The organism is Vibrio sp. Vb1755 (genome assembly GCF_033338635.1).
Taxonomy (GTDB): Bacteria; Pseudomonadota; Gammaproteobacteria; order Enterobacterales; family Vibrionaceae; genus Vibrio; species Vibrio alginolyticus.
The window spans coordinates 171,804-185,992 of the sequence record NZ_JAWOTA010000007.1 but is presented as its reverse complement, the minus strand read 5'-3'; the positions used below and the strand labels follow the sequence as shown (position 1 = coordinate 185,992).

General features: G+C 44.6%; 12 protein-coding genes. 4 read left to right on the top strand and 8 right to left on the bottom strand.

Annotated elements, in window-relative coordinates:
* Window positions 1-396: 396 nt before the first annotated feature.
* Window positions 397-1,269, bottom strand: coding sequence for a Tim44 domain-containing protein (locus R7E00_RS09340; RefSeq protein WP_005384268.1), 873 nt, complete (start codon window positions 1,267-1,269; stop codon window positions 397-399).
* Between the two features lie 392 nt (window positions 1,270-1,661).
* Here R7E00_RS09340 and R7E00_RS09335 point away from each other — a divergent pair, with 392 nt between their 5' ends.
* From R7E00_RS09335 to R7E00_RS09325, 3 genes are all read left to right on the top strand, one after another.
* On the top strand, window positions 1,662-2,252 hold the full coding sequence (locus R7E00_RS09335; protein ID WP_262606288.1) for a TetR/AcrR family transcriptional regulator: 591 nt from the start codon (window positions 1,662-1,664) through the stop codon (window positions 2,250-2,252).
* Window positions 2,253-2,265: 13 nt separating this feature from the next.
* The gene (locus R7E00_RS09330) at window positions 2,266-4,140 is read left to right on the top strand and encodes an MFS transporter (protein ID WP_005382310.1); all 1,875 of its coding nucleotides are present in this window, start codon (window positions 2,266-2,268) and stop codon (window positions 4,138-4,140) included.
* Between the two features lie 114 nt (window positions 4,141-4,254).
* On the top strand, window positions 4,255-5,184 hold the full coding sequence (locus R7E00_RS09325) for a YeiH family protein (RefSeq protein WP_017819997.1): 930 nt from the start codon (window positions 4,255-4,257) through the stop codon (window positions 5,182-5,184).
* On the opposite strand, the gene R7E00_RS09320 is transcribed toward R7E00_RS09325, so the two are convergent.
* The 7 genes from R7E00_RS09320 to R7E00_RS09290 all read right to left on the bottom strand — a co-directional run bounded on the left by R7E00_RS09320 (window position 5,181) and on the right by R7E00_RS09290 (window position 12,692).
* Complete coding sequence (locus R7E00_RS09320; protein WP_017819996.1) at window positions 5,181-5,369, bottom strand: hypothetical protein; 189 nt, start codon at window positions 5,367-5,369, stop codon at window positions 5,181-5,183. The genes R7E00_RS09325 and R7E00_RS09320 overlap by 4 nt on opposite strands.
* 100 nt (window positions 5,370-5,469) lie before the next feature.
* Window positions 5,470-6,897 carry an o-succinylbenzoate--CoA ligase gene (menE, locus tag R7E00_RS09315; RefSeq protein WP_213961822.1) on the bottom strand — a complete coding sequence of 476 codons (1,428 nt, stop codon included), beginning with the start codon at window positions 6,895-6,897 and terminating at the stop codon, window positions 5,470-5,472.
* Complete coding sequence (gene menC / locus R7E00_RS09310; RefSeq protein ID WP_005382317.1) at window positions 6,882-7,871, bottom strand: o-succinylbenzoate synthase; 990 nt, start codon at window positions 7,869-7,871, stop codon at window positions 6,882-6,884. Before menC ends, menE begins: the two co-directional genes overlap by 16 nt.
* Window positions 7,872-7,996: 125 nt before the next feature.
* Window positions 7,997-8,863, bottom strand: coding sequence for a 1,4-dihydroxy-2-naphthoyl-CoA synthase (menB, locus tag R7E00_RS09305; RefSeq protein ID WP_104975975.1), 867 nt, complete (start codon window positions 8,861-8,863; stop codon window positions 7,997-7,999).
* On the bottom strand, window positions 8,856-9,683 hold the full coding sequence (gene menH / locus R7E00_RS09300; RefSeq protein WP_042524030.1) for a 2-succinyl-6-hydroxy-2,4-cyclohexadiene-1-carboxylate synthase: 828 nt from the start codon (window positions 9,681-9,683) through the stop codon (window positions 8,856-8,858). The genes menB and menH overlap by 8 nt, the downstream gene beginning before the upstream one ends.
* Complete coding sequence (menD, locus tag R7E00_RS09295; protein ID WP_136976370.1) at window positions 9,670-11,388, bottom strand: 2-succinyl-5-enolpyruvyl-6-hydroxy-3-cyclohexene-1-carboxylic-acid synthase; 1,719 nt, start codon at window positions 11,386-11,388, stop codon at window positions 9,670-9,672. The genes menH and menD overlap by 14 nt, the downstream gene beginning before the upstream one ends.
* Window positions 11,385-12,692 (bottom strand): isochorismate synthase MenF, encoded by a 1,308-nt coding sequence (locus tag R7E00_RS09290; protein ID WP_206947033.1) that lies wholly within the window; start codon window positions 12,690-12,692, stop codon window positions 11,385-11,387. The genes menD and R7E00_RS09290 overlap by 4 nt, the downstream gene beginning before the upstream one ends.
* A 217-nt stretch (window positions 12,693-12,909) precedes the next feature.
* On the opposite strand from R7E00_RS09290, the gene R7E00_RS09285 reads away from it, so the two are divergent.
* Complete coding sequence (locus tag R7E00_RS09285) at window positions 12,910-14,124, top strand: pyridoxal phosphate-dependent aminotransferase (RefSeq protein WP_005384283.1); 1,215 nt, start codon at window positions 12,910-12,912, stop codon at window positions 14,122-14,124.
* The last annotated feature ends 65 nt before the right edge of the window (window positions 14,125-14,189 follow it).

Sequence of the window (14,189 nt, the reverse complement as noted above, 5' to 3'; positions counted from 1 at the left end):
CTACAATCAAAAATTGCAACGCAGTTATCGAGTATTTTAACAAGCTAGAATGACCAGTTATTTACTACGATTGGTATAACCTATACTCAATCTCACTAAAGCAACCAACCCCATGTGAAACTCCACAAACAAAAGGCTGAGGAGCAGATCTTTACCCTACAAACAATGTACTAGCTATTTTGATTTTGTTAGTTCGTATGGCCTTAATATGAATGTTCAATATAAATAGGAAAACACTTGAGGACTTACTAGAAAAAGTGGGCTCGCAAAATTACCAAACGGACTCAATTAGTGATGTTTGCATAAAAACACGTACAAGAAATATAAATGATAGATACAAAAAATCCCGCAGGGGATGCGGGATTTTTACTAGTGACTAAATTGGTTTAAAGGTGACTAGCCTTGAATACCAACGATTAACCATGGCGCATTAGGCGCAGTCAAGTCACGCTCTAGGTGCCAGATATCTTCGATTTCTTCTTCAACACCTTCTACTGTGTCACGGTAACGACCGCTAAACTGCAGACTAAGCTGTGCTTTATTTGCATCGTAATCAGCACGGACGATCTCCGCATCAACGTACATTACGTCAGTATGCTGCTCACCGTCGAGCTTCGCGCGCTCTGCTTTTAGGTCTTCAAACAAGCTTGGAGAAACATATTCTTCAATAGTTTCTAGCTGGTTGTGATTCCACGCACCTTGCAGGATTCGATAGTGTTCACGAGAACCATTAATGAACGCTGCTTGGTCAAAACCCGGTGGGTAGTTATGTGGTACGTCTGTTTGAGCGCCAAAACCACCAAAGCCACCATTATTTGTGTTTGGTTGTTGCTCAAAGTTTTGCATGTTTGGTTGCTCAAACTTAGATGCGTTGCCACCAAATGCAGGCTGTTGACGATGCTGGTTCATACTGCCCTGCTTCGCACCTAGCATACCGCGCATTAGTTTAAAGATGACAAAGGCAATCAAACCAATAATTAGGATATCCATAAACTGGATACCTTCAAAAGCACCGCCAAAGAATGCAGCAAGTAGACCACCAGCAAGAAGTCCGCCTAGCAGCCCCCCCATAAGGCCTTTCTTACTTGAAGACTTTGTCGTCTGATCTTTGCCGACCGTATTGGTGTTTTGTTGCTGTTGTTTCGGTGCTGGTGCAGTTTTGTAGCTCTTACCGAAAGACTTACTGCCACCAAACTTCTTCGCTTCCGCGATAGGCGTTACAGCAACAGTAAACATCAATAAAGCAACAATAGAAAATAAACGTTTCATCGTTATCCTTAAAGTTAGCTATCTAAGATAGTGCCCCATTTTCAAGACGAAACAATCGTTGTTTCAAACAGTAGCACGCCAAAGATGATTTTTAAGTCATCATACTCTGTATACCGATTGATGAAAATAGCTTATAGAAGCTGACATGTATCAGAATATTGCCAAAAATGCAGACTGCTCACACTGCTTACAATTCAGCTGAAGGCGCTTGATCAATGTAAAAAAAGTATGGAATAAGTTCACTAATACTCCAGATTGTTTTACTTGAATTAGAATCAGTGACACAGCTCAGAATCCTACACCTTGAGGGCACTTGGACACATTGCCTTGTTGACGGTTAATAGGTAGCTGACTATCATATTGAACGATGTTCAATAAAGTAGTTTGAGAGTATGGCGCGCAGAAACGATCACACCCGAGAAGAGTTAGTGAATTTGACCTTAACAACGGTCAAAAACTTTTTAGATGAGAATTCTTACCACGAACTCAGTCTTCGTAAAATCGCTAACATGATTGGTTACGTGCCAAGCACATTGGTAAATGTTTTTGGTAATTATAATTTGTTGTTGCTTCATGTTGTCGCTCAAACTTTAGATGAGTTATCTCAAGAAGCACGCAAAGCGACTAATGACAGCAAAGACTCCCATCAAGCGCTTTTTGAACTCGCTTATTGCTACCACGATTTTGCTGAAAAACACCCATACCGTTGGCAGTTAGTGTTCGAACACAACATGAATGGAGCAGAACTTCCGGAATGGCATGCCAAACGTATCGATGGTATGACGGGAATGCTAGAGTCACTATTGGCTCAAATCGCACCACATCGTACTGAATCCGAAGTGATTCAAGCGAGTCGAGTCCTTTGGTCTGGCGTACATGGCATTACTTTACTCAGTGTTGATGATAAGTTTTTCTCTAGTGAACCGATTGATGGCAAAGAATTGATCAGTAATCTTCTTTCTAACTACCTCACGAACTGGTAACAAAGGATTATCCATGTCATCCGACAGACAGCCGTCCTTACTTACGCAGAGAAAGTTCCTGCCCTATTTCATTACTCAGTTTTTTGGCGCTTTCAACGACAATATTTTTAAAAACGTTTTGCTGTTGTTTGTCGCATTCGCTGGCTCCAGTGCACTACCTATTTCGAGCAATTTGTTCATCAACCTTGCGGCAGGCTTGTTCATTCTACCGTTCTTTCTGTTCTCTGCTTCCGCTGGCGTATTAGCCGACAAATATGAAAAGTCATGGTTTATTCGTAAGGTCAAACTATTTGAAATAGCCATCATGCTCTTGGGTGCCATCGGATTCATAACCGAAAGTTATGGTGTGCTTTTATTGCTACTGTTTTTAATGGGCACACAGTCAGCATTTTTTGGCCCAGTTAAATATGCCCTTTTGCCTCAAAAGTTAAATGCTAAAGAGTTAGTGCCCGGCAACGCTCTTGTTGAAGCTGGTACCTTTATCGCCATCCTTATTGGCACCTTAGGCGCTGGGATTATAGCCTCTGCAGACAACGCAAAATACCTCGCCGCATTTTGTGTCGTGATCTTCGCATTGTTAGGCTACTTGTCGAGCCGCTCAATCCCCTTTGCTGCAGCCAGCGCACCCAATCTCTCTTTTCGTTGGCAACCATACAAGCAAACCAAACACACGCTCTCTATCGCCAAATCCGATCGAGTTGTTTTTCAATGCATAATGGCAATAAGCTGGTTTTGGTTTTTAGGCGCCGCATATCTAACACAATTCCCGAATTTCACTAAGATTTACCTAAATGGCACCGAGAGTGCGGTGTCTTTCTTGCTCGCTCTATTTTCCATTGGTATCGCGCTAGGGTCGCTACTTTGCAATTGGATCTCAAACCATCGTATAGAAGTCGGTGTTGTGCCAATTGGTGCCTTTGGCATTACGGTATTTGGGTACCTAATGGCCACTTCCATTCCCAATGATCTACCTACTTTCCATAACTTTGTAGACTTCTTTAGATATGAGCCTTTTTGGCCATTATTTTTCTACCTATTGATGATTGGTGCTTCGGGCGGTTTGTTTATCGTGCCTCTTTACGCATTAATGCAGCATCGAGCAAAGGAAACCGAACGTGCTCAAGTCATCGCAGGGCTCAACATCTTTAACTCTCTGTTTATGGTCGGCAGCGCTGTCTTAGGTATTGTGTGCCTAAGTGTAATCAAGATGACAATTCCTCAACTGTTTGCATTGTTAGCCATTTTAAATTTCTTAGTCGCCGCTTACATCTTTTTGCAAATTCCTATTTTTGTAGTTCGCTTTGTCATGTGGATGCTTACGCACACCATCTATCGAGTTAAGCATAAGAATCTACACAACCTACCCGAGCATGGTGGGGCATTGATTGTATGTAATCATGTAAGCTACATGGATGCATTGCTACTTAGTGCCGTATGCCCAAGGTTGATTCGTTTTGTGATGGAGGAAGATTACGCCAACCTACCTCCATTAAGGCGCTTTTTACGTCGAACTGGGGTAATTCCAATTTCAGCGAGTAACAGAAGCTCTATCAGACGTGCATTTAACGATGTGGAAGCTGCGCTAAGCGAAGGTCATATCGTCTGTATTTTCCCTGAAGGAAGATTAACTTCAGATGGTGAAATGAATGAATTCATGCGCGGTATTGATATAATCCTACGTCGTAGTCCAGTACCTGTCATACCTGTTGCACTTAAAGGCTTATGGGGAAGCTATTTCAGCCGCGCAAAAGGTCGCGCATGCTGTGGCTTACCGACTCGATTTTGGTCAAAGCTAGAAATAGAGGCAGGACAACCGGTGCCACCAAACGAGGCAACGGCAAAAACAATGTTCGATAAAGTGCATCAACTTAGAGGCGACTGGCGATAAATACACTTGAACACATGTTTAGGATAACTGAACATGTGTTCAAATCATTAAGACAAACTGACCACACCCAGTGCGATATACTCTCCCTTTCATTCACAACAGCGAATAAAAACCTTGAATAGAAACTACCTCCTGTTTGGATTGGCGTTACTTTTTTGTCTAACCCCTCTTGCCTCCTCTCCCATTGCTCTAGTTATCGGTTTTCTACTCGCAAGTTTTGGTTTTGTGCCTTCCGAGCTGCCCATCGCTTCTTTTACTAAAAAGCTGCTGTCTTACTCGATTATTGGCTTGGGCTTTGGCATCAACTTCGAGCAAGCGCTTACAGTCACATCGGATGGTATCGGCCTGATCATCGCCACTATTACAGGCACACTGATCATGGGCACTCTCATTGCCAGGGTGCTTAAATTGGAGCGAGTAACCGCTTACTTAATCTCATCAGGTACTGCAATTTGTGGTGGTAGCGCAATTGCTGCTGTGGCACCGGCGATTAAAGCGAAAGACGAGCAGATTGGATTAGCACTGGCAACGGTATTTGTCCTGAACTCCATTGCACTCTTTGTGTTTCCTGTGATTGGACATGCTTTAGGGCTAGATCAACACACGTTTGGCACATGGGCTGCAATTGCCATTCATGACACATCTTCTGTTGTCGGGGCTGCCTCGGCCTATGGGGAAGAAGCGCTAACTACGGCAACAACATTGAAACTCGCGCGCGCTTTATGGATCATTCCTGTTGCTTTGATCAGTGCCGTCATCTTTTCAAGAGGCCAAAAAGAGTATGGAAAGAAAAAACTAGCTATCCCTTATTTCATTTTTTGGTACTGTGCAGCTATCGCGTTTAGCGACTTCTTTCCTCAATTTGAAATGGTCTATCACGGCATTTTCATTGGAGCAAAGCAAGCGTTGGTTGTATGTCTGTTCTTGATAGGTTGTAGCATTTCAATTTCAAAACTAAAGTCTGCTGGAGCTAAGCCACTGTTGTTTGGTGTGACTCTGTGGGTGTTAATTTCGACCACTTCTCTAAGTTGGTTACTGTTTTAGATATTGGTGGTCTGCTTATCGCGTTGAGGGGACGGTATTTCCCGTTTGCTATTTTTGTATATAACGACCAACGCAATAGCGTTCAAAAATACCGTTAGCTCTGCAAGAGAGCGGGCTAGCCCTTCACTACTTATCGCGATACTAATTTGTAGTGCTACTGCCGCAATTAAAACTAGCTTTGCCATCCTGAACCTTATGCATTTTCTCTCCACGAAGAAGCATAATTATGATTCAGAGTTATAAGGATACGAAATTCTCTTTATGACTAATACATAGCAAAATTGACTAATGCTGAAGTGATGACAATAGCCACTCTTTCACGGCCTTACGTGAAATTTTGATCCCGCCTTTTAGTAGAGTTTGTGGCATTACATGGTATTCCACTGGCCATTTAAACTTCTCTAACTTTGATTGCAAGTGCTGGTCATACTCCGATTTGCTGCGCAATCCATTGGTCTGAATCACAGCTACTGGTCTATGACCAAACTCCGCGTCTTCGACTGGAACCACTATACTCTGCACTACACCATCAATTTGGTTCAAAGCGGCTTCAATCTCTTCACAATGGATATTCTCACCACCAGAGATAAACTGATTGTCGGCACGGCCGATTATCTTTAATTCATCACCTTGCCACTCGCCAAGATCTTTGCTGTCAAACCAGCCTTTCTCATCCAGAAATGGGGTAACATGTCCTTGATGGAAATACCCTGCCGCTAATGTCTTACCGCCAACAAAAATGCGTTGGTCAACTAATTTTATCTTACGGTGCTTCAATACATGTCCAGCATTACTGGTGCTGTCAATTCTCTTTGCGGTAACGGTAGAGGCCGCCTCCGTCATCCCATAACCTAACCATGTCTCAATGCCTTGCCCTGTTGCTCGTAGTGCCAACTCGTGATCAACGTGGCTGCCGCCCAGTAGCACATGTGTCAATGACAAATGTGCATCATCATCCAATAACCGTTTGAGCTGAGTCGCAACCAAAGAAGCGTGTGATACGCCCTGAACATCATCAACAAGTTTCCCTGAACCGACTTTTAGTGTTGCTCCGACATATAGCCAACGATAGACAATCGCTAATCCAGAGACGTGATACAGCGGAAGCGATAACAGCCAAGCATCTTGCTGAGTGAAAATGAACTCCTGCAACAAGCCCTCTGCAGACGCAAGATGCTGTCGATGTGTATGAACCACAGCTTTAGGCTCCTCTGTAGAGCCAGAAGTAAATACTACTGAAGCGAGCCGGTCATGATGATAGCTATCTTCAGTCAACGAATCACTCTCTTGCTGTGATACTACAGGCGGTGAAAGCAATGTTGCCTTGAGTTTTTGTATATCATGTTCAGAAAAGGTCGAAGCGCACTCCTGAGAAAACCAGATAAACCGAGTTTGATCAGGCCTGTAAAGTGCAGCAAGCTTACCCTGCAACTTATCTAGTGGTTGTTCCATGGTCAGCGCAGCGAGCGCGCCTAACTGTTTGGAGGCAAGATAAAACAACAGTGTTTCTACTTGGTTCTTGCCAACCAAAGTCAGCACATCCCCCCGAGTTACACCCAAGTCATTCAAATAGTGAGTGTATTGGTCAATACGCTTCGAGAGTTGTTGCCAGTTTAATACTTCTGTTGATGTCTTGAGTGCAATAGAAAAAGGGCTCGTTTGAGCCCAATATTTCCATGGTGCCTTCGCAATATTGTCTACGCAGAATGCCACACAATCTCCTGGTCTTTTAGAGGAAGAACGGGAAGTTCACACTTAGGCCAGCCCTGCTCTAGCTGAGCTTTGAATAAGCCAATCGTATCCAAACCTGGAACTTCATCAGGCAGCTGCCATTGGGCAAAGCGCGCTAATTGAGTTAAACCGAGACTGGATTCAATACTCGAGCTAATCACTGCTTTCATCCCCAGTGACTTCGCTTTCTCTATCAGTGTAATACAAAAATCCACTGAACCAATGAGTGTGGGTTTGATGATGATCGTTTTCACACCAGTTAGATCTTCAAGACGGAAATCTTCACGACGAACCGCATCTTGCAATGTTTCATCCCAAGCGATAGCAATACCAGTATTAATCGCAAAAGAGAGACTATCGCCAGGAGAGCGGCACGGCTCTTCTAGAAACGTGATTCGTTGACGCAGAGACGGGGCAATGTACTTAGCGAACTGCTGCGCTTTTTCTGGTGTCCAAGCGCGATTGGCATCGAGTCGAAGCGTTAATTGAGGGATTGATTCAAGAAAAAGGTTCACAAGCATGCCATCGCGAATTGGCTCATAAAGTCCAACTTTCACCTTAGCGACTTTCTCACCTTCCATTTCGTTCAGCTTTGGAATGAGCTCATCTGGGTCGCCAGTGCATAGTGGCGCTGTTTGGTATTTACCTTGTTGTGGTAAACCACCAGCTAATTCAAGTTGTGCCATCGATAAACCAAACGCAACCGACGGGTACATATTGGCATAATCCACATCCAACTCTGCTACCCAACGCTCCGCCTGTTCTTGTAGCTGAACACCCGCATCTTCGGTGCTCTCTAAGCTAAAACCAGGAAGAGGAGCGACTTCTCCAAACCCTGTTTTACCATCTTCGGAAAGCGCAACAACATAACCAACACGCTCGGTTAGCTTGTTGTCACGTAGGATGACACCACTATCCATGAGCAAGCTATAACGATAAATTTTCGCTTCACGCATAATTCAAGTCCTATGTAATGCCGTATATTTGAGCGTTCTGACGAGCAATCCCACCAGCCTCCCAGAGGGGGAGGCGCTCAGGAAAAAAGGAACAGAGGAGCTAACACGCTCCTCATTTAGACGGATTATGGGTTGCGAGGGAATTTATCGAAGTCTGGACGACGTTTCTCGTTGAATGCGTTACGACCTTCTTGGCCTTCATCTGTCATGTAGAACATCATAGTCGCGTTACCCGCCAGTTCTTGCAGACCCGCTTGGCCATCACAGTCCGCGTTCAACGCAGCTTTCAAGCAACGCAATGCCATTGGGCTGTGTTGCAGAACTTCACGACACCAACGAACGGTTTCTTTCTCTAGATCCGCTAGTGGTACAACTGTGTTTACTAGGCCCATGTCTACCGCTTCTTGAGCATTGTAGAAACGACATAGGAACCAAATTTCGCGAGCTTTCTTTTGGCCTACGATACGAGCCATATAAGATGCGCCCCAACCGCCGTCAAATGAACCCACTTTAGGGCCTGTTTGACCAAATTGAGCGTTGTCAGCTGCAATTGTTAGATCACACATCATATGCAGTACATGACCACCGCCAACAGCCCAACCAGATACCGATGCGATCACTGGTTTTGGACAAGTACGAATATCGCGTTGGAAGTCCAATACGTTGAGGTGATGTGTGCCTTGGTCGTCTTTATAGCCGCCGTAGTCGCCACGGATCTTCTGGTCGCCGCCAGAACAGAATGCGTCTTCACCTAGACCTGTCAGAATGATCACGCCAACACCAGAGTCGTAACGCGCATCTGCCAACGCATCAATCATCTCTTTTACCGTTTGAGGACGAAACGCGTTACGCACTTGAGGACGCGCAATGGTGATTTTCGCGATACCATCTTCAGACTTATGGTAATGAATGTCCTCGTATTTCTCGCCGCAATCTTTCCATTGAACCGGAGCGTAAAGTTCTTCTTCAGAAATGCCTACTGTTTTAGCCATGGTGATTCCCATTGTTCTCGTTACTCTCACCAAAGTGAGACTGAATTATTTGCTTGGTATGTATCGCAAACTGTTTGGGCTGCTCTTGATGGACGTTATGACCAGCGCCTTCAACTTGTCGATACGCCAACCCGCTACGTTGTGCCAGTTGGCTAAATTTTTGGTCTTTCTCACCACACAAGTAATACACTGGTATGTTCTGCTTTTGCAGTGAGGGCAACAAATATGCCTGTTTGGCTAACGATGTCGCCATCAACATATTCGCCACCGCTGAGCCAAGATTATCACTTCGCTTCGCAATGAATGTTTGTCTTTGCTCATGGTTTAGTGAAGAAAACACCGCTTGTTGGTACCAATCGTTCAAAACACGTTCAAGTGGTTCAGTTTTGAAACGCATTGCCCAGCGAGCATCATTCTCTAATCTCACCTGTTTCTCTGACTCAGTTTGAAGCCCGAAGTTTCCCCCTTCAATAATCGCGCCTGCAATATTGAGCTCTGGAAAGCATTGATGGGCAATACCATGCATCGCAATGCGGCCGCCCATAGAGTATCCAATCAAAATAAGTGGTTGTTGTGAGGGAAATAATAAAGATAGTGTGGAACCAAGAAGTTTGCAGCAATCATTTAAATCGCAGCAAAAAATAGATTGGCTGCGTCCGTGACCAGGAAGGTCAACCGTAACACGCTCATATTCGGGTAATGCATTTAAACACGCGAGCCAATCGGCACCGCTACCGAGTAAGCCATGCAAAAACACCAAAGTGGGCAACGTTCTACTTTGGTGTTTTTCTAATACAGGGAAACGTTCAAAGTAAAGCATTCAGACTCTTATTAAATGCCTTGAGTGTCTCAGCAGCTTGGTTAGATGGGGTTTGAACCTCGACCAGCAACGTTCCTTGGCCGTGACATAAATGCTCTTTTACAGATGATTGGAATTGCTCCAGTGTAGAAACATGCAAATACGCCAAACCAAACTGCTTTGCCGCGTGTTCAAACTGATAACCATGAGGCATTTGATAATATGTCGTTCTGCGCTCTGGTGGTACTGGCAACATATCAAAAATCGCACCGCCGTCATTATTAGTAACAACAAGTATCGCCGGCAGTTTATTGTGAGAAAATAGCGCCAGAGAATTGAGATCATAAAGTGCTGCTGTGTCACCGATATACATTAGTAACGGATTACCTCTTGCCCGTTGCACGCCTGATGCCGCAGCAAACAAACCGTCAATCCCTGACGCGCCTCGATTAGTGAAAACCTCTACACCATCCAATTTTCCGTACATATCAACAAGCCGAACAAACAAGCTATTACCCAAGAAAACATCTACGTTTTTTGTGCGCTCGTTGATGTCTGCTGCCAACGCAATTTCGTCAATGGCAGACGCTGAATCAGATAGGAAGGCTTCTTCGATACGTTGATGAACTCGCTTAACGTCATTCGCTAACCTATCAGCCCACCCAGCAAATATTGACTTCTCAAAACTAATGCGAGAAACCCACGTTTTAGGAGGCTCAACCCAGTGCATTTGCGCCAGATGATTTTGGTTATTCCGGTCCATACAAGGTGAGACATACCAATACTGAACGTCTTTACTTTGTTGATTTTTCGATACTTGTTTATCAATCCATTGGTTCAAACGTTTGGAGATGATTCGGCTACCAAATTGGATAATAAGTTCACAAGATTCAAGCTCGTTTGCGAACTCGGGAAGTTGAAGCCATACATCGTAATACGCCCAATCCGAACTGAGACCACTTTGCGGGTCTGCAAGTACTGGCCATCCCATCTTTTGTGCAAATGCCTGCGCCGACTTCGCTTGTTCAAGCGGTAAGCTGCCAATCACAACCAAGCCTTTTTTGTCCGAAAAAGGCGGGATGTTTGCCTGTGACAAATGGCTAAAACGCTGAGTATAAGTGCCGCTTCCTTTTCGCCATCCGGCGACCGAATCTAAGTAGGTTTGATAATCCGATTTTGCGCCGTTGGAATACAAAGGCTCTGGAAATGCACAATTAATATGAACGGCACTACCCTGCAATTGCTGAGTAAACATCACTTCGTCAACAGAGGTCAGCAACCAGTTAAGCGACGTTGCTAAATTTGGGCTTGGTAAATTCAAACTGGCCGAAACATGATGTGAAAAAATACCCAATTGATTTATCGCTTGGTTTGCACCACAGCCGACAAGTTCTACTGGACGATCTGCTGTCAGCAGCACCAGTTTTTCACCAGTAAGTTTGGCTTCGGCAACCGACGGTAATAAGTTCGCCACTGCCGTACCAGAGGTAACGATAATTGCCACGGGTTCCTGAGTAGCTTTCGCTAAACCAAGAGCCATAAAGCCCAATCCACGCTCATCAAAATGAGTATGAATGGAAAAGTCGGACTGTTCTGCCGCTTCTAAAGTTAAAGGCGTAGAACGAGATCCGGGAGCGATACAAACATGCTTAACGCCAAATCGCTGAAGCTCAATCAATATGGTTTCTGACCAAACTCGATTGAGCACCGCTTGGTCATGACTCATGATGCGACTCCCAATGGCGGATGATCAGAAATCAGCGTAAGTAACGTCGACATTTTCTTATCAAGTTCTGCCCACTCATGTTCTGCAATGGAGCCTGGAACAATCCCTGCGCCCGCAAACAGTTGTACTTGCTCACCGAGCACAAGCGCACTTCTGATTGCGACACAAAACTCTGCTCGTTCATGGCTTATGTAACCCATTGACCCCGCGTACCAGCCGCGTGCAAACGGCTCATTATCCAATATAAATTGCATCGACTCTTGTCGGGGTAAGCCAGCAACCGCCGCTGTTGGCTGAAGCGCCGATAACAACTGAACACCATTTATCCCCGCTCTTAGACTAGCGTGAATATTTCGCTTAAGGTGCTGCACTTTTCGTAGTCTGACCAAACTCGGTTCAGCTTCCACTTCAACCACTTCAGAATGTGGTGATAGACGGTCAATGATGTCGTCCACCACATACTGGTTTTCGTTGAGGTTCTTTTGGTCTTGGGATAACCAATTCGCCAACTCCATATCTTGAGTGGCATTGTCTCCCCGACCAATCGTACCTGCTAACGCTTCGGTATGTAGCTCATGCCCTACGCGAGAATACAAACGTTCTGGCGTAGACCCCATAAAACTGTGCTTACTGTCTAAGCTCAGCATGAAATGGAAGCTATGATGGTTATTTAAGTAACTTGCTTTAAGTAGCTGTGCAGCACTTAATGTGTTATCAAGCTGCACGGTAGAGCGACGCGCTAAAACCACTTTCTTAAAATCATCATTCTCTATACCAGTCAGAACCTTATGAACTAACTCATTCCATTGAGGCTGACTTGGCGTGTGAACAATAGAGCAGATGTGAGACGAAATTGGAGCTAAGGTCGCGACCTCACAAACCAGTTTATTCAACCCAGCTAGAGTTCGCGCTTTGTCTTCTGAAATATTAACTGCGAGAGACCACTGTTGGTCAAAACGAATTAACTCAATTTGAGGCAAAAAGAAAAAAGAGGGCATACAGCGACGATTCTTCTCATGCTGTCCATCAAAAGAGCGCCCGCCCCAGACTCTTTGCCCTTCACCTAGAATGGTATAAGCAGGACCTGGCTCAACAAAAGCGTGCAATTGCCCTAGTGCAACGACCTCTTCACGTGTATCGCGGGACTGCCAATAAAACTTAGGGAAAAGTGGTTGCGCATCAAGCCAATCAATAAATGAGAAATTAGGTTTCTCGCTAAGGGGCTCGACCAGACGTGTTTGATTGCCTTCCGATTGCTGAACTCGCTCGATAATTCTCTTTACGGCTTGATGGAACTGTGACAAATCAACCTCGTTGTATGTGAGGATAAATGGTAACTGACGGCTACTCTAAGTTTAGACCCAAAGCAAATCAAGGTCGTATGCGATCTTTTGCAAAATCCTGTGATAGCAAGCGAGCAAAACTTAACCAGCAGACAGATTATTTACAGATATATATTCTAATAAAAAACAAATTATTGTATTTTAATAAAGAAATTAACGAATTTTTAGGAATTAAACAATGCAAAATATCGGGATGTCGTCAAAACTCGACAATGTCTGCTACGACATTAGGGGTCCTGTACTCAAACATGCTAAGCGCATGGAGGAAGAAGGGCATAAAATCCTAAAGCTAAACATTGGTAACCCTGCCCCATTTGGTTTTGACGCCCCTGATGAGATTTTAGTCGACGTGATTCGTAATCTGCCGACTTCTCAAGGCTATTGTGATTCCAAAGGTATTTACTCTGCTCGTAAAGCTGTGGTCCAACACTATCAGCGTAAAGGTATACGCTCGCTAGATGTCGAAGATGTGTATGTAGGTAACGGCGTGTCTGAGTTGATCGTAATGGCCATGCAAGCGCTATTAAACAATGGCGACGAAATGCTGATCCCAGCACCAGACTATCCGTTATGGACAGCTTCAGTTGCACTATCTGGTGGTAAGCCGGTTCATTATCTATGTGATGAAGAGGCTGACTGGTACCCAGACCTTGAAGACATCAAAAAGAAAATCACACCAAAGACACGTGGCATTGTTCTGATCAACCCGAACAACCCGACAGGTGCGGTATACAGCCGTGACTTCCTACTTGAAGTGATTGAGATAGCACGCCAGCACAAACTGATCATTTTCGCAGATGAGATCTACGACAAAGTGTTGTACGACGGTGCAACACATACCTCAGTCGCCACACTCACTGAAGACGTGCTAGTCATGACATTCAATGGCCTTTCAAAAGCCTACCGTGTTTGTGGTTTCCGTGGTGGCTGGATGTTCCTAACGGGGCCTAAACATCTGGCTCAAGGGTACGTGAATGGCTTGGAGCTGCTTTCATCGATGCGTTTATGCGCAAACGTACCAATGCAGCATGCGATTCAAACCGCGTTAGGTGGATACCAGAGTATTAATGAACTGATTTTACCTGGCGGACGCTTATTAGAGCAGCGCAACCGAGCGTATGAACTGATCAATCAGATTCCTGGTGTTTCTTGTGTCAAACCTAAGGGTGCGATGTACCTCTTCCCGAAAATCGACACTAAAATGTACAACATCAAGAACGATCAGCAGATGGTTTTAGATTTCTTAAAACAAGAGAAGGTCTTACTGGTGCAAGGTTCCGGTTTTAACTGGCCAAAACCAGACCACTTCCGCATCGTGACACTACCGCACGTTGAAGATCTAGAAATCGCTATTGGACGTTTTGAAAGATTCCTATCAACCTACAGCCAGTAATGAATCACTGGTAGTAATTAGTGCTGATCTCTCATATGCTTAGAGGAACTCCTAGTGAGTTCCTT